Annotated in this window: 18 protein-coding genes and 1 pseudogene; 8 read left to right on the top strand and 11 right to left on the bottom strand. The window is 71.1% G+C overall.

Features of this window, described 5'->3' with window-relative positions; genetic code table 11:
• The first annotated feature begins 56 nt into the window (after nt 1–56).
• Together GWK25_RS35535 and GWK25_RS35540 are read left to right on the top strand one after the other, a co-directional pair.
• Entirely contained in the window at nt 57–863 is an 807-nt protein-coding gene (locus tag GWK25_RS35535; RefSeq protein WP_215455604.1) for a sugar phosphate isomerase/epimerase, read from the top strand.
• Between the two features lie 233 nt (nt 864–1,096).
• Nucleotides 1,097–2,050 carry an MHYT domain-containing protein gene (locus GWK25_RS35540; RefSeq protein ID WP_215455605.1) on the top strand — a complete coding sequence of 318 codons (954 nt, stop codon included), beginning with the start codon at nt 1,097–1,099 and terminating at the stop codon, nt 2,048–2,050.
• A gap of 52 nt (nt 2,051–2,102) precedes the next feature.
• Here the strand turns inward: GWK25_RS35540 and GWK25_RS35545 are convergent, their stop codons facing one another.
• The gene (locus GWK25_RS35545; protein ID WP_215455606.1) at nt 2,103–2,846 is read right to left on the bottom strand and encodes a peptidase E; all 744 of its coding nucleotides are present in this window, start codon (nt 2,844–2,846) and stop codon (nt 2,103–2,105) included.
• A pseudogene (locus GWK25_RS35550) lies at nt 2,843–3,399 on the bottom strand (3-phosphoshikimate 1-carboxyvinyltransferase); the annotation flags it as partial. The pseudogene GWK25_RS35550 and the gene GWK25_RS35545, both read right to left, overlap by 4 nt.
• A gap of 401 nt (nt 3,400–3,800) precedes the next feature.
• Here GWK25_RS35550 and GWK25_RS35555 point away from each other — a divergent pair.
• Together GWK25_RS35555 and GWK25_RS35560 are read left to right on the top strand one after the other, a co-directional pair.
• On the top strand, nt 3,801–5,609 hold the full coding sequence (locus GWK25_RS35555) for a glycoside hydrolase family 3 protein (RefSeq protein ID WP_215455607.1): 1,809 nt from the start codon (nt 3,801–3,803) through the stop codon (nt 5,607–5,609).
• Nucleotides 5,610–5,729: 120 nt separating this feature from the next.
• Nucleotides 5,730–6,395 carry a hypothetical protein gene (locus GWK25_RS35560; RefSeq protein WP_215455608.1) on the top strand — a complete coding sequence of 222 codons (666 nt, stop codon included), beginning with the start codon at nt 5,730–5,732 and terminating at the stop codon, nt 6,393–6,395.
• Nucleotides 6,396–6,470: 75 nt separating this feature from the next.
• Here the strand turns inward: GWK25_RS35560 and GWK25_RS35565 are convergent, their stop codons facing one another.
• The 7 genes from GWK25_RS35565 to GWK25_RS35595 form a co-directional block, all read right to left on the bottom strand.
• Nucleotides 6,471–7,901, bottom strand: coding sequence for a S28 family serine protease (locus tag GWK25_RS35565; protein ID WP_215455609.1), 1,431 nt, complete (start codon nt 7,899–7,901; stop codon nt 6,471–6,473).
• 271 nt (nt 7,902–8,172) lie between these two features.
• Nucleotides 8,173–8,556 (bottom strand): hypothetical protein, encoded by a 384-nt coding sequence (locus tag GWK25_RS35570; protein ID WP_215455610.1) that lies wholly within the window; start codon nt 8,554–8,556, stop codon nt 8,173–8,175.
• A 107-nt stretch (nt 8,557–8,663) separates the two neighbouring features.
• Nucleotides 8,664–12,413 carry an ABC transporter ATP-binding protein gene (locus GWK25_RS35575; protein WP_215455611.1) on the bottom strand — a complete coding sequence of 1,250 codons (3,750 nt, stop codon included), beginning with the start codon at nt 12,411–12,413 and terminating at the stop codon, nt 8,664–8,666.
• A gap of 320 nt (nt 12,414–12,733) precedes the next feature.
• The gene (locus GWK25_RS35580; RefSeq protein WP_215455612.1) at nt 12,734–13,963 is read right to left on the bottom strand and encodes an MFS transporter; all 1,230 of its coding nucleotides are present in this window, start codon (nt 13,961–13,963) and stop codon (nt 12,734–12,736) included.
• A gap of 195 nt (nt 13,964–14,158) precedes the next feature.
• Complete coding sequence (locus tag GWK25_RS35585) at nt 14,159–15,037, bottom strand: RimK family alpha-L-glutamate ligase (protein WP_215455613.1); 879 nt, start codon at nt 15,035–15,037, stop codon at nt 14,159–14,161.
• A complete protein-coding gene (locus GWK25_RS35590; protein ID WP_046703902.1) occupies nt 15,034–15,222 on the bottom strand; it encodes a lysine biosynthesis protein LysW in 189 nt (62 codons plus the stop codon). Before GWK25_RS35590 ends, GWK25_RS35585 begins: the two co-directional genes overlap by 4 nt.
• A 322-nt stretch (nt 15,223–15,544) precedes the next feature.
• Complete coding sequence (locus tag GWK25_RS35595; RefSeq protein WP_215455614.1) at nt 15,545–15,691, bottom strand: hypothetical protein; 147 nt, start codon at nt 15,689–15,691, stop codon at nt 15,545–15,547.
• A 140-nt stretch (nt 15,692–15,831) separates the two neighbouring features.
• Between GWK25_RS35595 and GWK25_RS35600 the strand changes: the two genes are divergently transcribed.
• The gene (locus GWK25_RS35600) at nt 15,832–16,848 is read left to right on the top strand and encodes a LuxR C-terminal-related transcriptional regulator (protein ID WP_215455615.1); all 1,017 of its coding nucleotides are present in this window, start codon (nt 15,832–15,834) and stop codon (nt 16,846–16,848) included.
• A 75-nt stretch (nt 16,849–16,923) separates the two neighbouring features.
• On the opposite strand, the gene GWK25_RS35605 is transcribed toward GWK25_RS35600, so the two are convergent.
• Nucleotides 16,924–17,985, bottom strand: coding sequence for an esterase-like activity of phytase family protein (locus GWK25_RS35605; RefSeq protein WP_215455616.1), 1,062 nt, complete (start codon nt 17,983–17,985; stop codon nt 16,924–16,926).
• 179 nt (nt 17,986–18,164) lie between these two features.
• Nucleotides 18,165–19,139, bottom strand: coding sequence for a serine hydrolase (locus GWK25_RS35610; protein WP_374105854.1), 975 nt, complete (start codon nt 19,137–19,139; stop codon nt 18,165–18,167).
• 194 nt (nt 19,140–19,333) lie between these two features.
• Between GWK25_RS35610 and GWK25_RS35615 the strand changes: the two genes are divergently transcribed.
• The 3 genes from GWK25_RS35615 (at nt 19,334) to GWK25_RS35625 (ending at nt 22,741) form a co-directional block, all read left to right on the top strand.
• On the top strand, nt 19,334–19,702 hold the full coding sequence (locus GWK25_RS35615; protein ID WP_215455618.1) for a type I-C CRISPR-associated protein Cas8c/Csd1: 369 nt from the start codon (nt 19,334–19,336) through the stop codon (nt 19,700–19,702).
• Between the two features lie 479 nt (nt 19,703–20,181).
• A complete protein-coding gene (locus GWK25_RS35620; protein WP_215455619.1) occupies nt 20,182–20,985 on the top strand; it encodes an endonuclease I family protein in 804 nt (267 codons plus the stop codon).
• Nucleotides 20,986–21,247: 262 nt separating this feature from the next.
• Nucleotides 21,248–22,741, top strand: coding sequence for an FG-GAP-like repeat-containing protein (locus GWK25_RS35625; RefSeq protein WP_215455620.1), 1,494 nt, complete (start codon nt 21,248–21,250; stop codon nt 22,739–22,741).
• The last annotated feature ends 135 nt before the right edge of the window (nt 22,742–22,876 follow it).

The following is a 22,876-nucleotide window of genomic DNA, read 5'->3' on the forward strand; positions in this document are numbered from 1 at the left end:
GCCCACCCCCGGCGGGGTTGCCGCACCGTACCGGTCGGCGTGTACGGTCCGAAGGCATGAAACTCGCGTTTTCCACCCTCGGTGTTCCCGGTCTTCCCATCGCCGACGTCGTGCGGCTCGCCACGACGCACGGCTATCACGGCGTCGAACTGCGTGCCCATCCCGAGGAGCCGGTACACCCGGGCATCGGGGCCGGCGAACGGGCCGAGGTGGTGGCCGAGTTCAAGGCGGCGGGCGTGGAGATCCTCGGGGTCGCCGGATACACGCGGGTCGCCGCGCCCGGCGAGGACGGTCCCGTGCTGGACGAGATCCGCGCCCTCCTCGACCTGGCCCGGGACCTGGGCGCCCCCTTCGTCCGCGTCTTCCCCGGCGCCGACCTGGACGGCGGCCAGAGCACGGAGGAGGCGGACGCGATCGCGGCGCGGCGGCTCGGCACGGCGGCGGAGGACGCCGCCGACCGGGGCGTACGCGTCCTGCTGGAGACCCACGACTCGCACCGCACCGGCGCCGACGCCATCCGGGTGCTCGGTCCGGTCGGCCACGGCAGCGTCGGCTCGCTCTGGGACGTGATGCACACCTGGCTCGGCGGCGAACAGCCCGCCGAGTCCTATGCCGCCCTCTCCCCCTTCCTCGGCTACGTCCAGGTCAAGGACATCGCCTCCGCCGACGACACCACCCCGCTGGCGCTCGGCGCGGGCGTCCTCCCGCTCGGCGAGTGCGTGGAACTCCTCTCCCGCAAGGAGTGGGACGGCTGGCTCTGCTGGGAGTACGAGAAGCGGTGGCACGAGGCGGCCGCGCCGCTGCCGGAGCTGCTCGCGGCGGGACGGGAGCACCTCGGGCGGCTCCTCAACGACGCGGCGTAACACCGACCACCTGCCGTAAACCCAAGGCCTGAGCTTGAAAACTCAAGCTCAGGCCTTGTGCGTCGCGGATTTTGACCACGAATCAGTATCGAGTCACCCAAATCCGATCACCCGTCGAGCAGATACCGACAGTAACTCTTGGAAAACGGAGCGCTCCGGTACGCGCTTGCACCAGACTTGCCACCCGCAACCAGCCACTGCGCAACTGGCCACGTATCGGGGGGATTTGGCATATGCAAGGCACGGTCGACGGTTTCAGCTACGGTGCGGTCACCCCGGTGGCCGCCTACGTCATGGCCTGCCTGGGCGCCGCGCTCGGACTGCGCTGTGTGGTCAGGTCGGTCTACAACGAGCGCTCCTGGAAGCCCGGTTGGCTGGCCCTGGGGGCCGCCAGCATCGGCTGCGGCATCTGGACGATGCACTTCATCGCGATGGTCGGCTTCCGCGTGAAGGAGAGCCCCATCCACTACGACGTCGGGCTGACGGTGCTCAGCCTCGCCGTCGCCATCACCGTCGTCGGCATCGGGGTCTTCGCCGTGGGCTACCGCGGCGTCAGCAGGTCCACGCTCTGCACGGCGGGATCCGTCACGGGCCTCGGCGTGGCAGCCATGCACTATCTGGGCATGGCCGCCATCCAGTTGAACGGCTACATCCAGTACGACATCGCCGTCGTGGCCCTCTCCGTGGGCATCGCCATCGTCGCCGCGACCGCCGCGCTCTGGGCGGCCGTGTCGATCCGCGGCTTCCTGACCAGCCTGGGGGCCAGCCTGGTGATGGGGGTGGCCGTGTCCGGCATGCACTACACCGGGATGGCCGCGGTCGGGGTGCACCTGCACGGCACCACCGGCGGCACGTTCACCGGCGAATCACCCACGACGATCCTCCTGCCCATGCTCATCGGCCCCGTCATCTTCCTGCTCCTCGCGGGCGTCGTCGTGATGTTCGACCCGCTGCTCGTGCTGGGCGAGGGCGAGTGGGCCCGCACGGCCGGCCGGCAGCGGGAACGGGAGCACGAGCGGCCGGAGCCCCGGCGATCCCGGCAACCCCGGCAGTCCTGGCGGGCCGACCGCCCGGACGTTCCGCTCCAGCACCCCGACGACTCCGCCCCCGCGTCCCTCTTCGAACCGCAGCCCCGCCACTCCCGAGAGCAGCCGCAGGGCGCGGGGCGCCGGGTGCGGGAGTGGTGAGGCGGTTCATCACCGGGTGGGCCGAACTTCGGCCTCCAGGGCGAGAAGCACGTCAACACCGACGCGGCTCGGGCAGGAGCCGGGGCGTCACTCGTTCCTCCACCGCCGTGTCGCCCTCGCGTCGCACCATGTACGCCCCCTTGCCCGGGAGTTCGGCGACCGCCTCCACCAGCCGCGTGCCCCGGTAGACGAGCCCCACCCCGTCGTCCGTGCAATGGGTCTCCGGCAGCGTGCCGTCGGCGACGAGGCGGTGCACCAGGGGCCGTCGGCCCTCGTCGCTGTCGTAGTGCACGCCGTTGCCGTACGGGAGGTACGCCAACGCGTCCGTCACCGGGCGGAGTCGGGGACCGAAGGAGTCCGTCGTCCCGCCCCGGAACCAGCAGATGGAGCCCGCGCTGACGCCGCTCAGGACGACACCCGACCGCCAGGCCCGGCGGAGTATCCGGTCGAGGCCGTGCACACGCCAGACGGCCAGCAGGTTGGCCACCGAGCCGCCCATGACCCAGACCACGTCCTGTTCGAGCACGGCCGACTCGATGTCCTCGATGTTGGGCATCGGGAAGAGCGCGAGCGGGGTCAGGTCGAAGCCCGCGACCCGCGCGGCCTCGCTCATGCGCGCGGTCATGTGCTCGGAGTCGCCGACCGCCGTACCGACGTACATGACCTTCGGCCGCCGCCCGTTCACCCCCGACAGTTCCACGGCGTGGTGCACGAGCGAATGGAAGGTCACCCGGGTGCGGTCACCGATGCGGTGGCCGCCCGAGGTCGCGACGATGGTGGGCTCGGGTGCGGTCATGGTCGGGAGGGTAGCGGCAGGGCCGCGAAAGCCTCGTGGAAGGCCGGGAACGTCTTGCGCACGCAGCCCGCGTCGTCGAACGTGATGCCGGGGGTGCGCAGGCCGGTCACGGCGAAGGACATGACGACGCGGTGGTCGCCGTGGGTCCTGATCTCCGTTCCCCGGGGAGTGCCGGGGTGGATCTCGATCCGGTCGGGGCCGGTCGTCACCTCGACGCCCGGCCGGCGGAGGTTCTCCGCGCAGGCCTCCACGCGGTCGCACTCCTTCACCCGGGTGTTGGCCACGTCCTCGATCCGCACCGGGCCCGAGGCGAACGGGGCGATCGCGGCGAGGGCCGGCACGGTCGCCTCGCCACCGGTGAGGGCGGCGGCCGCGAAGAAGTAACTGGCGGTGGAGGCGTCGGGTTCGATCGGGTAGGCGTCGCGCGGTAGCCGCCCGGCGGGACGACGTAGGTGTCGCCCTCGCGGCCGACCTCCACCCCGAACGCCCGCATCATCGCGATCGTGATCTCCACGTACGGCACGGCGACCAGGTCGGTGACGGTGGCGGCGAGGGTGAAGGACGGCGGACGGGCAGGGGAAAGCACGGGGCGCAGCCCCTGCTTTTCAGGGGCGCGGGGAACTGCGCGAGAAGCCCCACCGGAGCCGCACTCGCCGACGCACCCGAACCCCCCGAGCCCACCCTGGGGTTCGCCGGCAGCGTCAGATGTGTATAAGAGCCAGGCAGTGCGGTGTCGGCCTCGCTGCTGGCTGCGAACGCTGACCTACCCTCTCCGCCGCCTGCGGCCGGCCGCACGCCGTCACCGGCGCGCCCCCCTCCACAGCGCCGGTGACGGCCCCTCAGTCCCGCCACTCGCCCGCGTCGCGTTCCCTTGACCGGAAGAAACTTTCCGGATAATCGTGACTCCTTGGCAGTTTCCTTCAGTCCTCCGGATCTCCGGAAGGAGCGACGCACGTGCCCTCCAGACGTACCGTTCTCGCCGCCACCGCAGGCGTCACCTCGGCCCTGGCCCTCGGCACCGACGCACAGGCCGCCCCCGCCCCCCACCGCCACGACAAGAGACTCCGCGCCCTCGTCGCGCGCATGAGCCTGGAGGAGAAGGTCGGCCAGCTCTTCGTGATGCGGGTCTACGGGCACTCAGCCACCGCGCCGGACCAGGCCGACATCGATGCCAACCTCCAGGAACTGGGCGTCCGCACGGCGGCCGAGCTGCTGGAGAGGTACCGGGTCGGCGGGATCATCTACTTCTCCTGGGCGCACAACACCCGTGACCCGCACCAGATCGCCGCCCTCTCCAACGGCATCCAGCGTGCCTCGCTCGCCCTCCCCCGGGGCCTGCCCGTCCTCGTCTCCACCGACCAGGAACACGGCATCGTGGCCCGCGTCGGCAAGCCCGCCACCCTGCTGCCGGGCGCGATGGCCCTCGGCGCGGGCGGCTCCCGCGCGGACGCCCGCGAGGCCGGGCACATCGGCGGGGCCGAGCTGCGGGCGCTCGGCATCCGGCAGGACTACGCCCCGGTCGCCGACGTGAACGTCAACCCGGCCAACCCCGTCATCGGCGTCCGCTCCTTCGGCGCCGACCCACAGGCGGTCGCGGGGCTGGTCGCCGCGCAGGTGACGGGGTACCAGGGGGCTGGGGTCGCGGCGACCGCCAAGCACTTCCCGGGCCACGGGGACACGGCCGTCGACAGTCACTACGGCTTCCCGGTCATCGAACACACCCGGGAGCAGTGGACCACCCTGGACGCCCCGCCGTTCCGGGCCGCGATCCGCGCCGGCATCGACTCGATCATGACCGCGCACATCATGGTCCCCGCGCTGGACCCCTCCGGCGACCCGGCCACCCTCTCCCGTCCGATCCTCACCGGCATCCTGCGCGAACAGCTGGGCTACGACGGGGTCGTGGTCACCGACTCGCTCGGCATGCAGGGCGTACGGGAGAAGTACGGGGACGACCAGGTGCCGGTGCTGGCGCTGCAGGCGGGCGTGGACCAGCTCCTCAACCCGCCCTCGATCGACGTGGCGTGGAACGCGGTCCTGGCCGCCGTACGCTCCGGCGAGCTGACCGAGGCTCGGCTCGATCAGTCGATCCTGCGGATCCTGCGGCTCAAGGCGAAGCTCGGGCTGTTCGAACGGCCCTACGTGAGTGAGGCCGGGGTCGACCGGGTCGTGGGGATCCGGCGGCATCTCGACGCCGCCGACCGGATCGCCGAACGGACCACCACGCTCCTGGTCAACGAGGGCTCGCTGCTGCCGCTGTCCCGGCGTACGCACCGCAATGTGCTGGTGGTGGGCGCCGACCCGGCCTCCCCCTCGGGCACCACGGGACCGCCGACGGCCGTCCTCGCCGCCGAACTCACCTCCCTGGGCTTCTCGGCCACCAGCCTGTCCACCGGTACGGCCCCCACCCCGGCCCTCATCGACCAGGCCGTGGCGGCGGCCCGGGGCAAGGACGCCGTGGTGGTGGGGACGTACAACGTGACGGCGGACAGCACCCAGCGGACCCTGGTCGCGCGGCTGCTGGCCACCGGGGTGCCGGTGGTGGCCGTCGCGATCCGCAACCCGTACGACGTGGCCCACCTGCGGGACGTGAAGGGCTACCTGGCCTCGTACTCCTGGACGGACGTCGAGGTCCGGGCGGCCGCGCGCGTGCTGGCCGGGCGGGTGGCGCCGCGCGGGAAGCTGCCGGTGCCGGTGCAGCGGGCCGACAAGCCGACGACGGTGCTCTACCCGGTCGGACACGGCCTGACGTACGGCTCCTGACGTACGGGGCCTACGTCGCACTTCCTGCGCACCACCCCCAAGTGGCGCAAAGCGCACGGTATGTCTGGCGTGGCCCTCGGCTCGGGGTCACGCTGGACGGGGGTTCATCGGGGGGTGCTGATGCGGCGTGTGTGTCTCGTTCGACAGGTGTGCACAGGGGTGCTCGCCGCTGCCGTCCTGCTCGCCGTCGCGGCGCTCACCGGCTGTCAGGCCTGGTCGGGCGGGTTCGACGAGGAGTCCGGGGAGCGGGCGGCCGCGACGGCGACGGCCGCGCCGACCCGACCGGCCGGGTACGGGACGGTGTTCCTCGGGGTGGACGAGTGCAGTTCGTTCGGGACGACCAGCTTCAGCGAGGTGCCCTGTGCGAGCGAGCGGGCCGCCGCCCGGGTCGTGGCCCGGCACGACGGCCGGGTCGGGCAGGGGCCGTTGTGCCCGCCGACCACCGACTTCGTCCTCCACATCAGCGAGTCCGCCGACGAGCGGAACGGTCACGACGAGGACGGCGACGGTTCCGTCGCGCAGGGCTACGCCTGTATGCGGAAGCTCCAGCCGCCGCACCCGGGCGATCCCGGCGGCGGGGGCGGGCCCCGCACGATCGTCGGCGACTGCGTCTACGGCGCCGGCCGGGGCGAGGTCCGGGAGACCGCCTGCGACGGCGGGGGCAAGCACGCTCCGGAGTACGAGGTGACGACGGCCGTCGACAGCGAGGCACGCTGTCCGGCCACGACCGACCTGTACGTGCGGCTGGGTGGCAGCCGACCGGTGGGGTGCGCGGTGCCGGTGTGACAGGGGTCGAGCCCCGGTGCCGCTGTTCGGCGGCCCCGGGGCTCGACTCGCTGTGACGCTCGCGCGCCCGGCGTACTACGGCCGCAGCGCGGGCTCCCGCTCGACGTCACGCTTGTCGAGCTTGGAGTCGAACTTCGCCAGCGGCTTCGCCTTGCTCGGGTCCGCCTGGACGGCGGCCGGGGCGACACCCGCCCACTTCAGGATCCGGGCCGTGGCCAGGTCCTTCTGCGCCTCGACGAGACCGGCGACGTTGGCACCGTGGTTGGCGCCGGGGGCCGTGAACACGTACGAGTCACGGGCCTTCTTGCCCAGGTGGAACGGCTCGGCGCCCCACGGGTCGTTCTGCCCGTAGACGAAGAGCATCTGCTTGGCGTTGTTGCGGACCCAGGTGTCGACGTCCCGCATCGCCTGCGGCTGGAACTTCATCTTGATGTCCCGGGGGACGAAGTTCCGGGGCGGCAGGTAGCCGTAGCGGATGTACTTCTTCTCGATGTGCGGGAACTTGATCGTGGGCGCGCCCAGCTGCGTACCGGCCTGGTAGAAGTACGGCGTGTACGGCGCGAGTCCCTGGTCGGTGTAGAAGGAGAAGCCGGAGATCGTGTCGATCGACGTCCAGATCTCGTCGTCCGTGGCCTTCTTGGCGTCCTTCGGGATGACGTCGCTGTCGCAGTCGGCGAGCGTGCTGTACTGCCAGAAGCCCCAGACGTAGTCGAGGACGACCGCCTCGTACGCCTTGTCGAGGCTGCCGACCGTCTTGAAGGTGTAGCCCTCGGCGGCGGCGACCTCCGCGTACTTCTTCTCCAGCGGCTCACGACGGACGAGGGCCTCGCGCTGCACGGCGTTCAGCCGGTCGCGGCACTCCTTGGTGCCGACCTTCGCGAAGAAGCGGTCGTACGCCGAGTCCTCCTTGTTGACGACGTCGTTGGGGGCGACGTACGCGACGACGCCGTCCATGTCCTTCGGGTAGAAGCGCTCGTAGTAGGTGGCCGTCATGCCGCCCTTGGAGCCACCCGTGGAGATCCACTTCTTGCCGTAGATCTTCTTCAGCGCCTTGAAGATGCGGTGCTGGTCGCTGGCCGCCTGCCAGATGTCGAGCTTGGACCAGTCGGCCGGGTCGGGCCGGGACGGGCTGAAGAAGCGGTACTCCATGGAGACCTGGTTGCCGTCCACGATCTGCGTGGGCTCACGGCGGCCGGGGTTGGTGGAGACGTTGTAACCGCCGGTGTAGAAGACCGTCGGGCGGGCCGTGTCCTTGTGCAGCACGGTGATCCGCTGCTTGAACGTGCCCTTCTTCGGGTTCCTGTGGTCCACCGGCTGGGTGAAGCCCAGGACGAAGAAGCGGTAACCCGGGTACGGCTTCTCCTCGATCAGGCTCACCCCCGGTATCGCGAGCAGCCGGTCCTTGATGTCACCGGCGTCCGACCCCGCGGCGTGGGCCGTCCCCGCCGTGCTCAACGTGCCTATGAGCACGACGAACGACAGCACCCATCCGAGTGCTTTGCGCATGCGTTCTCTCCCCTATGCAGCGGCTGTGCGCCGGAAGCTATCGGAGCGACCGCCGGGGCACCAGGGAAGAAAGGGGCCAACTGGACTGCTTTCGGCCGCAGATGGGAGCGATAGGGAAAACCCTGTGCGGCGGGGGAGGTTCAGCGTGATCTCGCGAGGAACCCCAGGGCTCCGCTCCTGGGCCTTCGCCCGACTCGGAGAGCCGGAACCGCGGGGTCGTCGCCCACGCCGACCGGAACGCTTTCCCACAGCATCGCCCGACGCGGCGCCGTCAGGTTGACCGCAGGATCCAGCCCGAGTCGTAGGTCTCGCCGCCGACGCGGGCCTTGATCCACACGGCGCGGCGGCCGGCGTGAACCGTCACGGGGCCGGCGGGGCGCTTCTTGTTGAGGACCCACTGGCCGCCCCGGGCCCGGATGCGGACGGTGCCCTTGCGGGCCTGCTTCCCGGGCACGAGGACGGCACAGACGTAACGGCGGCCCTTGCGGTAGACCTTCACGGTGCCGTTGTCGAAGGTCAGCGTCCGCACCTTGCGCCCGGGGCACGACGCGGCGGCCTCCGCGCTCGCCGCCGGGCCCGCCAGGGTCAGCAGACCGGCGATCGTCAGCACGGCCAGCACGAGCGCCGCCGGCCGGCACGTCCCCCGTCTGCTCACCCGCTGCCCCTCCCGTCACGTGGCCGTACTGATGTACGGACGCACGACCCCCGTCGAACGGTTGCGCGCTCGGGGCGAATCACCCCGAAGGTCCCCTACGGCCGCGGTTATGAGCGCAGTGCCGGTTCGCCCACGAAGGTGTGCCAGAGGGCGGCGTACCGGCCGTCGCGGGCCAGCAGTTCGTCGTGGGTGCCGTCCTCGACGACCCGGCCGTGGTCCATCACGACGACGCGGTCGGCGCGGGCGGCCGTGGTGAGGCGGTGGGCCACGACCAGGGTCGTACGGCGGCCGGCGAGGCGGTCGGTGGCCTGGTTGACCTGCGCCTCGGTGGCCAGGTCCAGGGCCGCCGTCGCCTCGTCGAGGAGCAGGATGTCGGGGTTCACCAGCTCAGCGCGGGCCAGCGCGATCAGCTGGCGCTGTCCGGCCGAGAGGTTGCGGCCGCGTTCGGCGACCTCGTGCAGATAGCCGCCGTCGAGCGTGGCGATCATGTTGTGGGCGCCCACGGCACGGGCGGCGGCCTCCACCTCGGCGTCGGTGGCCTCGGGGCGGCCGTAGGCGATGGCGTCCCGGATCGTGCCCTGGAAGAGGTACGCCTCCTGCGGGACGACGCCGAGCCGGTGCCGGTACGAGGTGAGGTCGAGGTCGCGCAGGTCGGTGCCGTCGACCGTGACCCGGCCGCCCGTGGGGTCGTAGAAGCGGGCGACGAGCTTGACCAGCGTGGACTTGCCGGCGCCGGTCTCGCCGACGAAGGCGACGGTCTGTCCGGCGGGGATGGTGAGCCCCACACCGCTGAGGGCCGCTTCCCCGTCGCCGGCGGCCCCGTACGCGAAGTCCACGTCCTCGAAGGCGATCTCGCCGCGCAGGGAGAGCACCTCCAGGGGTTCGGGGGCCGCCTTGGTCGAGGTCGGCTCCTGGAGGAGTTCCTGGATGCGGCCCAGGGAGACGGTGGCCTGCTGGTAGCCGTCGAAGACCTGGGAGAGCTGCTGGACAGGGGCGAAGAAGAGGTCGATGTAGAGCAGGTAGGCGACCAGGGCGCCGGTGGTGAGGGTGCCCGCGTCGACCCGGTGGGCGCCGACGATCAGGACGGCCGCCGCGGCGGCCGAGGACAGGAACTGCACGAACGGGAAGTAGACCGAGATCAGCCACTGGCCGTGGACACGGGCCCGGCGGTAGCTGTCGCTGCCGGCCGCGAACCGCTCGCCGCCCTCGCGCTCCCCCCGGAACGCCTGCACGATCCGCAGCCCGGCCACCGACTCCTGGAGGTCCGCGTTGACCACGGACACCCGCTCGCGGGCCAGCTCGTACGCCTTCACGCTCGCCCGGCGGAAGTAGACCGTGCCGACGATCAGCGGCGGAAGCGTGGCGAAGACGACGAGGGCGAGCTGTACGTCGATCACGACCAGGGCGACCATGATCCCGAAGAAGGTGACGACGGAGACGAACGCGGTGACCAGTCCGGTCTGCAGGAAGGTCGAGAGGGCGTCGACGTCGGTCGTCATCCGCGTCATGATCCGGCCGGTCAACTCCCGCTCGTAGTAGTCGAGTCCGAGGCGCTGGAGCTGGGCGAAGATCTTCAGACGGAGGGAGTAGAGGACGCGTTCGCCGGTGCGGCCGGTCATCCGCATCTCGCCGATCTGCGCCGCCCACTGGGCGCCGACCGCGAGCAGCCCGAGCAGGGACGCGGCCCAGACCGCGCCGAGGGCCGCCTGCGAGACCCCGTCGTCGATGCCGTGCCGGATCAGCACCGGCAGCAGCAGGCCCATGCCGGCGTCGACGGCGACCAGGGCGAGACTGAGGGCGAGGGCCGCGCCGAAGCCGCGCAACAGCCGCTTCAGGCCGTACGACTCCTCCGGTGCGACCGCGCGGGCCTCGTCGATGCCGGGGGTGTCGGTCGCCGGGGGCAGCGCCTCCACCTGGGCGAGGAGTTCGGGGGGAGACAGGCCGTCGAAGGCGGTGTCGCGGGGCTCCCGGTCGCCCGTCCACAGCCGGGGGGTGATGCCGCGCTCGGCGTCGAACTCGGCGTCCAGCTCGTCCCGTATCGAGTCGCGGACGGTGGTGTCCTCGGCCTTGGTGAGCGAGGTCGGCGGGGTGTGGCCGGGTGAGACGCCGCCCAGCTCGTCGGGGTCGGTGAGCAGCCTGCGGTAGAGGGCGGAGCGGCGCTCCAGCTCCTCGTGGGTGCCCAGGTCGGCGAGGCGGCCGTCGTCGAGGACGGCGATGCGGTCGGCGAGCCCGAGGGTGGAGCGGCGGTGGGCGATGAGGAGGGTGGTGCGGCCCTCCATGACGTGCTTGAGCGCCTCATGGATCTCGTGCTCCACGCGGGCGTCGACCGCCGAGGTCGCGTCGTCGAGGACGAGCAGGCGCGGGTCGGTGAGGATGGCGCGGGCGAGCGCGATGCGCTGGCGCTGGCCGCCGGAGAGGGTGAGGCCGTGCTCGCCGACCTTGGTGGCGTAGCCGTCGGGGAGCTCGTCGATGAAACGGTCCGCCTGGGCGGCGCGGGCGGCCGTCCGGATCTGCTCGTCGGTGGCGTCCGGGCGGCCGTACGCGATGTTGGCGCGGACCGTGTCGGAGAAGAGGAAGGAGTCCTCGGGGACCAGGCCGATCGCGGCGCGCAGCGAGTCGAGGGTGAGTTCGCGGACGTCGTGGCCGCCGATGAGGACGGCGCCGCGCGTCACGTCGTAGAAGCGCGGCAGGAGGAGCGAGACGGTCGACTTGCCGGAGCCGGAGGAGCCGACGACGGCGAGGGTCTCGCCGGGCCGGATCTCGAAGCTGAGGCCGTCGAGGACGGGGCTGGTCTTGCCGTCGGCGCCCTCATAGCCGAAGGACACGTCGTCGAACTCGACGGTCGCGGGCGCGTCGGCGGGGAGGGTCTTCGTGCCGTCGGCGAGGGTCGGCTCGGTGTCGATCAGCTCCAGGACGCGTTCGGTGCCGGCGCGGGCCTGCTGGCCGACGGTGAGGACCATGGCGAGCATGCGGACCGGGCCGACCAGCTGGGCGAGGTACGTGGAGAAGGCGACGAACGTGCCGAGCGTGATGTGGCCCCCGACGGCCAGCCAGCCGCCGAGCGCCAGCATGGCGACCTGGCCGAGGGCGGGGACGGCCTGGAGGGCGGGGGTGTACCGGGAATTGAACCGGATGGTGCGAAGGCGGCCGGCGAAGAGCCTGCGTCCCACCTCCCTGAGCTTCCCGGTCTCCTGCTCCTCCTGCCCGAACCCCTTCACCACGCGTACGCCGCTGACGGCGCCGTCGACCACGCCCGCGACGGCTGCGGCCTGCGCCTGGGCGTACCAGGTGGCGGGGTGCAGCTTGGTGCGGCTGCGCCGGGCGATCCACCACAGGGCGGGGGCGACGGCGATCGCGACCAGGGTGAGCGGGACGGACAGCCACGCCATGATCACGAGGGAGATCAGGAACAGCAGGAGGTTGCCGATGGTCATCGGCAGCATGAAGAGCAGGCCCTGGATCAGCTGGAGGTCGCTGGTGGCGCGGCCGACGACCTGGCCGGTGGACAGCTCGTCCTGGCGGCGGCCGTCGAGGCGCGTGATCGTGCCGTACATCTCGGTCCGCAGGTCGTGCTGGACGTCGAGGGCGAGGCGGCCGCCGTAGTAGCGGCGGATGTAGGTGAACACGTACACGAGGAGGGCGGCGCCGATCAGGGACGCCGCCCAGGGGGCCATGTCCCGGGTCTTGTCCCCGATCACGTCATCGATGATCACCTTGGTGACCAGGGGGACCAGCGCCATCACGGCCATGCCGGCCAGGGACGAGCCGAGGGCGAGGATCACGTCCTTGGGGTACCGCCAGGCGTATCCGGCCAGTCTGCGCGCCCAACCTCGGTCGCCCCCCTGTTGCGCTGCCACGCCGGTGCCCTCCTGTTCGTCCTGGTCTCCGCAAGGGACCAACACGGCGGGAGAGGGATTTCATCCCGCCGCGATATTTGGGGGCGCCTAGTAGCTCGGGGACCACTGTGATCGGGCGACTGCGGCTCCGGTGGGGCTTCTCGCGCAGTTCCCCGCGCCCCTGAAAAGCAGGGGCTGCGCCCCGTGCTTTTCAGGCCCGCAGGGCCGTGGTCTTTCAGGCCCGCAGGGGCCTGGTCCTTTAGGGGCGCGGGGAACTGCGCGAGAAGCCCCACGCAGCCGCACCCGCCGACGAAACAGGCACCCCCGAGCCATGAGGCGCCCTATGCCGCCGCCCCCTCCCGCTCCTCCTCCTCGGTCTCGGCGGCGGCGGCAGCCGCACCCTCGTCCCCGCTGAACAGACAGATCGCGGCGCACCCGGCTGCGATCAGCGCGGCGATGTACCAGTTCGCGCCCGGGACGTCCCAGGACAGCGCCAGGTCGAAGAGGATGCCCGCCAGCAGGGAGCCGATCATGTTGCCGGCGCTGCGGAAGAAGTGCATCGCGCCCATGGCCTTGGCCAGGCGGTCCGCCGGGACCTTGCGGGCGACCCAGATGTCGAAGGAGGGGACGAACAGGATCTCGCCCAGCACCACGGTGAGGCAGCCCACGACCACCCAGGGGACGGTGCGGCCCGCGCCGAACGCGGTGAAGGCGACCGTCATGCCCGCCAGACCGAGCGCCATCACGGCCCCCGGGCGCAGGTGCTTGATCAGGAACTTGAACAGCGGGTACTGAAGCACCAGCACCGTCAGCCCCGTGATCCAGAAGGGGGCCGACGGGGCCCATCCCGACGCGTACTCCTCCATGTGCAGCGGGATGCCGACCATGAAGCCGATGGAGAGGAACCAGAAGACGGCGGAGAGGAGGAAGTAGCGGGTGGCACCGCGCACCTCGATGCCCTTGAAGACGGCCGTGCTCAGCAGCGGAGGCTTGACCTGGTCCGTCGCGGGGGCCTCACCGAACCCGTCCCTCGGGATGAACGCCGAGGACGCCAGGCAGAAGCCGATGAAGATGGCGAAGACGACGGAGAAGAGGGTGCGCAGGTCGACGTCCGCCAGCAGACCACCGACCAGCGCGCCGCCGAAGAGACCCACCTGCGCCGACATCTGGAAGGTCGAGAATGCCTTCGGGCGCTCGTCGTCGGGGTACGAGACGAGGATGTTCTTCAGGCCGGGGAAGGCCGTACCGGAGCCGAGGCCGATGAGGAAGGCGAGCACCGAGTAGACGACGACGCCGTCGCCGAAGCCCATCAGGAACAGGGCCACCGCTTCCGTCGCGGTGCCCGCGAACACCGCGCCCCGGATGCCGATCCGGGCCGCGACCCCCTCGTAGAAGAACGTCGCGGCGAGGCGGCCCACGTAGGTCATGCACATCACGACGCCGGCCCAGAAGCCGCTGTCGGTGCCGCCGAGGGAGGCGACGAGGACGGGGAACCAGATGAAGTTCCCGATGTGGGCGAGGAAGATGCCGGCGTTCACGCCGATCAGCGCCCGCCTGCGTTCGATGGTCACGCGGCCGTTCCCTTCAGGTCGGTGGTGGCGGTGCCCGCCCGGAGATCCGCGATCTCGCGGGCCAGCGCCGGGCGGTCGATCTCCGTGCCCCGGACGACCGTGCGGACGGGCAGGGCCGAGAGCGGGCGGTCGGGGGCGGAGGGGTGGAGGAGGTTGTAGGGGCGGGTAGGGGCGGCGAGGGCGAAAAAGAACCCGCTAAACAGCGACCGCGGTCAGCGACACCTGCTCGGCCACGTACGCCGCGTACAACCCCGCCACATCCACCCCATGCTCCGCGGACGATTTGGCGAACTCAGGATTCGCGTTGACCTCAAGGACCAACAGCTCCCCCGCGGCCCGGTCCTCCACCAGGTCGACCCCGTAGAACCCCGGCCCCAGCACATCCACCACCTGCTGACACAGCTTGTCGATCTCGGCGGTCACCTCGACCCGCTGAACCCGTGCCCCCAGATGAGTGTTCGTCCGCCAGTCCTCCGAGACCCGCTGGATCGCCACCACGGGAGTCCGCCCCACCACGACGACCCGCAGATCGTGCCCCGGCTTGTCGACGTACTCCTGGACGACCACGGGAAACAGCTTCCCGCCCGCGTCGGCGGACTCCCGACCCCCGGCCCACGCCTCGACACACTCCGCGTTGGCCATCCTGGTGACGCCCCGCCCCCACGAGCCGCTCACCGGCTTGACGACGGCCGGCATCCCCAACTCGTCGACGGCGGAACGCACTTGGTCGTAGCTGAAGGCATGCCGGGTGACCGGGTGCGGGATGCCGTGGCGGGCGAACAGCAGTGACTGCAGCCCCTTGTCGTTGCAGGCCTCGATGACGGAGGACCGGTTGAGGGTGGTCACCCCGGCGTACTCCAGCCGCCGGGAGACGCTGATGGCGTCCCGGTGGGACAGGTTGCGGATCACGGCGAGCGCGGGCGGGCCGCCGGTGCGGCCCGCCACGACCTCCGCCAGATCCTCCATCAGCAACGGCCGGGCCGTCAGCCCCTCGGCCCGCAGCGCCCCGAGGAGCAGTTTCTCCTCGGGCCGCAGCATCGTCACCGAGAGCAGGACCTGATCGGCGGTCGTCACTCGCCCCAGTCCTCTTCCACCTCGGGAGCGAGGTCGAGACGGGCGCCGGCGGCGGACCGCTCGACCACCTCGTGCTCCTGGCCGCAGGCCGTGCACTCGGTGATCTCCCCCTTTTCCCAGTCCTCCTGGACCTCGAATTCGGTGTCGCACACCAAGCACTTCGGTGCGGCAATGGCGGTGGTCATTTCCTTGGACTCCCTCGTTCGTTTACTGTGAAACCAACTGCCGGAAGCCGTGAACCGGCAGCCTGAATTCACCGGACATCGTGTGGATCCCGGCAGGACCCCGGATTAGGTCCTGCCCCGCCCGGACGCTCCCCCCGTCAACCGCGTGCTTTGCTAACTCACACAGCAAGCACGTCATTTGACGCCTCGTCAGGGACGTTTGAGCGCACCGGTGTCACGCGAACACTGCGTGAGCACCGGGTGAGCGCTGTGCGATCGCCACGGGCGCCTTACGCGCGGTTTGCGTGCGCTTTACGCGCGTTGCGGCGCCGGTGCGACCCGCTCAGGGCCAGCCGGGGTCGCCCGGCGCGTTGGACGCCTGGGCGCTCGCGACCGTGGTGCGTTCGGCCGTCTCGGCGGTGGCAGAAAGGGTCAGTACCGCGGCGGCGACAAACGCGAGCGCCCCGGCCATTCTGCGCATGTACTTCATTTCTCGTTCCCCCCAGAAGAATTCTCGGACTCGCGGCTCTTCGCCGGTGTCCACACGAAGAGCATGCCGTGGGCAGCCGGTTGCCGGAAGCGATTGAAGGGGTCATGATCGTGCACTGCAGGATTCTGAAGGGGGATGGCATGTGCGAGGAGTCGGACATACCCGGGGGCGACGACTCCCCCGCGGAGGTGTGCGGTGCGGGCCTCGAGTTCTATCGCACCGCGCTGCTGGCGGGAAGGGCCGCGCGCGCGGACGCTCCCCGCTGTGTGAGCGCGTTCGGTCTCGTGGCCCCGGCGGTGGACGACCCGGAGGCGCTGGTGCCGATCCCGCCCTCGGTGGCGACGGCGGCGCTGGCCCACCCGAGGGAACGGGTGATCCTGGAACAGCAGCAGGCCCTGGCCGCCGTACGGGCTTCGATGTCACAGGCGGAGAGCGTCTACCGCACCGCCCGCCGCAAGGAGAGCGAGTCCTCCCAGCGGCTCACCCCCGCGCCGGCGATCACCGCCGCGCTGGACGAGGCGATCCGGGGCACGCGGATCGAGCTGCTGACCGCGCACCCGGGCGGCAGGCGCCCTGAGGAGGTCCTGGTCAAGGCCCTGCCGCGCACCCTGGAGGCACACCGCAAGGGCGTCAAGCAGCGCACGCTCTACCAGCACACCGTCCGCGCCCACGGACCGACCCTCGACTACATCAAGCAGGTCACCGACCTGGGCGTCGAAGTACGCACGGTGGACGAGGTGTTCGACCGGATGATCATCTGCGACCGGTCGGTCGCGTTCATCCCCGACATGGGCAAGGACCACGGCACCCACGCCCTGAAGGTCACCGACCCGGGCGTCGTGCACTTCCTCGTCTCCGCCTTCGAGTACGCCTGGGAACGGGCGAGGCCGGTCGTGTACGAGCAGGACCAGCAGCGCCCCGCGCTCCTGACCGACGAGACCCGGCTGCATGTGCTGCGCCTCATGGTCGACGGCTACACCGACGCCGCCATCGCCAGCCGGCTGGGCATCAGCCCCCGTACCGTCGCCAGCCACCTCAAGAAGGTGGGCGACCTGCTCGGCAGCAACAGCCGTGCCCAGCTCGCCTATCTCACGGCCAAGAGCGGTTTGCTGGAGGACGGGGCGACGACCGACTGCGGCTGCGAACAGCGGAGTTGACGGCCCTACGTCGGCGGCGGAGCCGAGCGGCCGACCGCCGGCGGGGTTGCCCCGCGCCGGCGGTTCGGGCGTGGCTCAGGCGGTCCGGGTCAGGGTCCGGAGGGAGAGGGAGAGGGAGTAGAAGCGGGTGGTCTGGACGGTGTTCTGGTTGTCGTCGCTGACCAGCAGCACGTCCAGCCGCCCGCCGGGCCGCGCGGCACCGGTGACGGTCATGCCCTCGATGTTGTCGAGCAGCGGGTTCGGCTGGGGCTGCTTTGCCGTCGCGCCGAGGCTGGGGCAGTCCACCAGGTCGGCGAGCAGCGTCTTGCGGACGAGCCGCACGCCGTCGGTGCCGGTCGCACGAGGAGTGCTGCCCGGCTGACCGGCGGCGGTCGCGCGGCGGAGGTCGGCGGCGTAGAGGCGGACCGTGTTGCCGACCCCGGCGGTGAATCCGCGCTCCAGGACGAGCAGCCGCCCGCCCGGGAGGCCGGCCACCTCGACGACACCGAGACCGGTGTCCACGCGGTAGCCGTACTGCGTGGACAGCCTGAACTCCCCCGCGCCGCCGTGTCGTTGCCATGTCTGCAGGCGGACCACCCCTGCGGTGTCCCCGGCGAGGGTGCCCTCCATCGAGGCGAGCAGGGTGCGTCCGCCGGGCAGGAGGGTGAGCCCCTCGAAGGTCTGGTTGGCGACCGCCCGGCCGGCCGGGGCGACCGCCAGCTCGTCGGGCACGGGCAGGCCGCCCAGGATCCGCCCCCGCCGGTCGTGACGCCGTACGGTCGGCTCGGTCTCGGAGGCGACGAGCAGGGTGCCGTCCCGGTCGACGGCGACCGCCTCGGAGTCGAGCGCGGCGCCGCTCTGCGTGGCGAGCGGCAGGACGCCCTCGGGCGCGAGGGTGCGGCGGTCGAGGGTGAAGAGGGCCGACCGGTCGGAGACGGCGAGCAGCGAGCCGTCGCGGTCGACGGCGAGGCCGGAGAGGTTCCCGACGAAGGTGCCCGCGTACGTCGTCTTGTCGAGGGCGTCGGAGTACTTCTCGATCGACACGGACGGCGAACAGGCGTGGCCGCGCGCCGAGTCGGCGTGGACGGGTCCGGCGGCGGCGAGCGTGGCCGCCGCCAGACCGGCGGTGAGGGTCGCGACGAGGCTTCTCAGAGGCATGGCGTCACGGTAGGGCGCCGCCGGTGAGCCGCGGATGGCCTCGCCGTGAACGTCCGGATGTCATCGGGAGCCGCCCCCTGGGGAGGCAGCGGGCGCAGCCCCTGCCTCCCCAGGGCCGCGGGGAACTGCGCGAGAAGCCCCACCGGGCCCGCAGCCGCCGACGCGCCCGCGACCCCGGGCTATGAGGCGCCGTCCGGCACCGGCACCGTCGCTTCCTGCGGCCGGTCCGTGGGCTCGTACCGCTCCACGCTCGCCGTGCCCGAGGAGCTCTTCGGGACGGGCACGAGATCCTTGTGGATGGCCTTGGCCACACCCTGGATGGTGTTCACGCCGTACCGCATGTCGGGGTTGCCGTGGGTGAGGACGGTGATCGTGTAGTCCCGCCCGCCGCCCTTGAACGTGCCGACACTGTGCACCCGCCAGCCGTGCGTGGCGCGGGACAGCCACCCGTTCTTGACGTGCACCTTCACGGTGGAGGGCGCCCCGGCCGGGGTGCCCCAGCGCTGATCGGCGACGACCTTGTTCATCAGCTTGAGGACGTACGCGCGCGCGTTGTCGCTCAGGACCGTGTTCTTCGCGGTGAGCAGTGCGAGCAGCCGCTGCTCGTCGCGGACGGTGATCTGGGTGAGGCCCCAGTAGTTGTTCGCGCCGGGCTTCGTCTGCGTCATCTTGGCGGCCGTGAGGAACGCCTGGATCTTCTTGACGCCGAGCTGCTTCCACAGGCTGCTGGTGGAGGCGTTGTCCGACTTGGTGATCATGGCGGTGGCGAGCTTGGTCTCACGGTCGGTGAGATAGCGGTTCGTCTTCTTGGCGTCGTACAGCAGCGCGGCGAGCACGGTCACCTTCACAACGCTGGCCGAGTCGAAGGCGGTGTCCCCGCGCAGCGTGCAGGTGGTGTCGGTGGCGCGGTCGTACAGGCCGACCGCCACCGTGCCCTTCCGCTTCGCGAGCGCCGCCGTGATGTCCTTCTGCAACTTCTCGGCCAGTCCGGCCTGTTTCGACGTACACGTGACCTGCGGCGCGGCGACCGCGGACGGCGCGAACACCGCCGCCGCCGACGTGAGGACCATGCCGGCCCCGATTCCCGCCGCGACCACCCGCGTCCGTCTGGACGCCGGCGACACCCGGGATACCCCCGATATTCGGTGAGTCATCAAACCTGTCCCATCCCCCTGTGCGACTGGAACCCGCCTTTCGCGGATTCACCACAGTCGACTCGCCACGACGATCGATAGTTGCACATCAGTTCCCTTGACCCTGGTTCCCCCGCCCCCAGTTCGCTTGCCCCCGGGGCGGGGTAGGGAGGGAGGCAGAAGCCCGTCGGGCCCGATGGAGAAGGAGAGCCGGATTGGCCGACACACAGCCCTCCCCCGCTTACCTGTGCGGTCAGCTCTACGCGACGCTGCACACGCTGCAGGCCATCGGCAAGCGCGACCGGCGGCTGGGGAACGACAGCTTCCTGAGCCGGGCCAAGCGGCATCCGGGCTCGCTGTTGCGGGACCAGCTCAAGAATGCGGGTGAGCACTTGCTCGCCGCGCGCACCCGTGGTCCCAAGCACGGGAAGGCCGCCGTCGAGGTGTTCCGCGCGATAACGGACTTCGTTCCGCCCAGCGGCAGGTTCCCCGACTATCTGGACACGAGTTCCCAGCTCGATTTCCTCTCGGGGTACCACACCCAGTCCGCCGCGTACGCCGCCCACGACACTCTGATGAAGTGACAGTAGCCTCGCCTCCATGACCACCACGCTGCAGACGATCCACGACGTGCCCGTGCTGATGTGTGACGCCGAGGGCGGGGTGCGGGCGGACGGACAAGTCGACGGGCAGGTGGGCGTACACATGGACGGGCCGGTCGCCGGACCGGATCACGTCAGACGTCACCCCCCTGAAGAAGACCGTTCATCCCCCGTTGAGGTTGCTCTGCACCCGACAACTACGCAAGACCGCCCACGGGCCCAGCACGCCGAAATCCGCACGTCAATGAGGGTCTCCCCTTGAATCGAGGCAGGTGAAGGGGAGTTGAGGCACGAGGGTTGCCCTGTTGGCCGAATCGTCACCGGATCGCCTTCCAGCTGTAACACCTCGACTGACCCGTCCATGCCAATCTCTCGGTTACCCACACAGTCAACCCGCGTAGAACGAGACTCCCCGAAGCAACTCCTCGTCCTGCGCGGCCCTCTGGGAAGGGACACCCCTCATGCCCGCTGCGCGGATACGCAGTTGGAAGTCGGTCGCTCTCGCGACGTCGGCCGTGCTCGTCGGTATCGTCCTCCCGGCGGCCACCGCCACCCCCGCCTCGGCGACGACGACCGCGTACGACGACACGTACTACGCGAGCGCGATCGGCAAGACCGGTACGGCCCTGAAGTCCTCGCTGCACTCGATCATCGACGGTCACACGACCATCTCGTACTCGGCGGTCTGGAACGCGCTGAAGGTCACCGACCAGGACCCCAACAACAGCAACAACGTGAAACTGCTCTACAGCGGCATCTCGCGCAGCAAGTCCCTCAACGGCGGCAACTCCGGCAACTGGAACCGCGAGCACGTGTGGGCCCAGTCGCACGGCGACTTCGGGACCTCCGCCGGCCCCGGCACCGACCTGCACCACCTGCGCCCCGAGGACGTCACGGTCAACGCCATCCGCGGCAACCTCGACTTCGACACCGGCGGCAGCAGCTTCACCAACAGCGGCGGCAGCCTCGTCGACTCGAACTCCTTCGAGCCCCGGGCCGCGGTCAAGGGCGACGTGGCCCGCATGATCCTCTACATGGCCGTGCGGTACGAGGGCGACGACGGTTGGCCCAACCTGGAGCCCAACGACTCCGTCAACAACGGCGGCACCCGCTTCCACGGTCGCCTGTCCGTCCTGAAGGCCTGGAACGAGGCGGACCCGCCGGACTCCTTCGAGGAGCGCCGCAACAACCTCATCCACAGCGACTACCAGGGCAACCGGAACCCGTTCATCGACCACCCGGAGTGGGTCGAGGCGACCTGGTAGTCCGCGCTTCACCGAGCGCGGTGCACCCCCGGCCCTCTTGCGGGCCGGGGGTGCACCGTTCTCACAGCCAGCCCGGTGGAGGTGAGGCCCGGGACCCGTCGGACGTGACGTACGGCCGTTCGTCGGTCGGTGTGGAGCAACTCAGTTACGCACCCATGACATTCGGACGTACAACCGACGAACAGTCAATCGAGTCGGACTACATGGACGCGGCGGTTCCGCCCGCCGGACCAGGATCTCCACCGACCCGAAAGGCACGTGCATGTCACGAGCACGAGCAGCACGACGCAGCACCCGTACGGCGCGCGTGAGCGCCCCCCTGGCAGCGGTGGTACTGCTGGCCGGCGGGCTGACCGCCCTGTCGATGGGCCCGGCCGCGGCCGCCCCCGCGGAGGTGGGCGTGGCGGACGACTTCAACGGTGACGGGTACGCCGACCTGGTCGTCGGCGCCCCGAACGCCACGGTGTCCTCGAAGGCCAAGGCGGGCTACGTGGCCGTCCTGTACGGCTCGAAGAGCGGCGTCTCCCCCACCAAGAAGAAACTGATCAGCCGCTCGACGAGCGGTGTGCCCGGCTCCGCCGCCGCCAACCAGCGCTTCGGCTCGACCTTCACCAAGGGCGACCTGGACGGGGACGGCTACGGCGACCTGGTGATCGCGGGCGGCACGGCGGGCTCGGTGATCCTCTGGGGTTCGGCGACCGGACTGACCGGCGGGACGAGCATCGCCCAGTACGGGGCGGCCCCGCAGGCGGGCGACTTCGACGGCGACGGCAAGACCGACCTCGCGCTGTTCTCCGCGCAGTCCGTCGGCGGCGACGACCCCGAGGGCGCGCCGGCGGCCCTGTGGAAGGGCCCGATCTCCCGCGCGGGCAAGCCCGCCGCCGTACTCCCCCTCCTCGACAAGTCCCTGTGGTGGGGCTGGGAGGAGGACGACGCGTCCTGCGCGACCGGCGGGGGCTGCGAGAACGGCCCGTCCTCCATCACCGGCCCGGTCGTCTCCGGCCAGGTCGGCGACGTCAACGGCGACGGCCGGGACGACATCGTCCAGTGGCACTACACGGGCGACGGCACGTGGGGCAACCGCCTCCTCCTCGGCGGCGCTTCGGGCTTCACCCGGGGCTTCGTGCCCGGGGACGACACGAGCCGCGACCCGGCCGGCACGGGCATCGGCGACGTGAACGGTGACGGCTACGACGACGTGGTCGTGGGCGCGGAGGGCTGGTCCGACCAGGTCCGCGTGGCCTACGGCTCGTCCACCGGCACGTCCGAGTCGAACGTCCAGACCTTCGACCAGAACCTGCCCGGCTTCCCCGGCGCGCAGGAGGACGGCGACCTGGTCGGCTCGGCGGTCTCGGTCGCCGACGTCACCGGCGACGGGTACGCCGACATCGCGCTCGGCATCGCGTACGAGGACGTCGACGGCATCGTGAACACCGGCTCGGTCGCCCTCGTCCCCGGCACCGCCTCCGGTGTCACGGGCGCCGGCACCAAGGTCTTCCACCAGAACACCGCCGGGGTCCCCGGGGTCGCCGAGGCGGAGGACAAGTTCGGCACCACGACGGCCCTGCTGGACTTCAACGGCAACGGTCACCCCGACCTGGCCGTGGGCGCCCCCGCCGAGAACAGCGACAACGGCGCCGTCTGGGTCCTCCCCGGCACCACCACGGGCCTGACCACCACGTCGGCCCTGGCCTTCGGCCCCGGCGACGTGGCGGGCCCGGCCACGGACGCGATGTTCGGAGCGACGCTGCGCTGAGCGCGCGGCTCGGCGCGGGGACCGGTCGCCATGCGCTGAGCCTGCCGCTCGGCGCGGGGACCGGTCGCCATGCGCTGGCCCTGCCGCTCGGCGCGGGGACCGGTCGCCATGCGCTGGCCCTGCCGCTCGGCGCGG

The sequence above is a fragment of the Streptomyces sp. ATCC 21386 genome (assembly GCF_018728545.1).
Classification (GTDB): domain Bacteria; phylum Actinomycetota; class Actinomycetes; order Streptomycetales; family Streptomycetaceae; genus Streptomyces.

Excerpts from the sequence above, each read along its gene's own strand:
- GWK25_RS35545 (WP_215455606.1), bottom strand. The coding sequence starts at position 2,846 with ATGACCGCACCCGAGCCCACCATCGTCGCGACCTCGGGCGGCCACCGC.
- GWK25_RS35590 (WP_046703902.1), bottom strand. The coding sequence starts at position 15,222 with ATGACCACCGCCATTGCCGCACCGAAGTGCTTGGTGTGCGACACCGAA.
- GWK25_RS35540 (WP_215455605.1), top strand. The coding sequence starts at position 1,097 with ATGCAAGGCACGGTCGACGGTTTCAGCTACGGTGCGGTCACCCCGGTG.
- GWK25_RS35620 (WP_215455619.1), top strand. The coding sequence starts at position 20,182 with ATGCCCGCTGCGCGGATACGCAGTTGGAAGTCGGTCGCTCTCGCGACG.
- GWK25_RS35625 (WP_215455620.1), top strand. The coding sequence starts at position 21,248 with ATGTCACGAGCACGAGCAGCACGACGCAGCACCCGTACGGCGCGCGTG.
- GWK25_RS35535 (WP_215455604.1), top strand. The coding sequence starts at position 57 with ATGAAACTCGCGTTTTCCACCCTCGGTGTTCCCGGTCTTCCCATCGCC.
- GWK25_RS35595 (WP_215455614.1), bottom strand. The coding sequence starts at position 15,691 with ATGAAGTACATGCGCAGAATGGCCGGGGCGCTCGCGTTTGTCGCCGCC.
- GWK25_RS35565 (WP_215455609.1), bottom strand. The coding sequence starts at position 7,901 with ATGCGCAAAGCACTCGGATGGGTGCTGTCGTTCGTCGTGCTCATAGGC.
- GWK25_RS35605 (WP_215455616.1), bottom strand. The coding sequence starts at position 17,985 with ATGCCTCTGAGAAGCCTCGTCGCGACCCTCACCGCCGGTCTGGCGGCG.
- GWK25_RS35600 (WP_215455615.1), top strand. The coding sequence starts at position 15,832 with ATGTGCGAGGAGTCGGACATACCCGGGGGCGACGACTCCCCCGCGGAG.
- GWK25_RS35560 (WP_215455608.1), top strand. The coding sequence starts at position 5,730 with ATGCGGCGTGTGTGTCTCGTTCGACAGGTGTGCACAGGGGTGCTCGCC.
- GWK25_RS35610 (WP_374105854.1), bottom strand. The coding sequence starts at position 19,139 with ATGACTCACCGAATATCGGGGGTATCCCGGGTGTCGCCGGCGTCCAGA.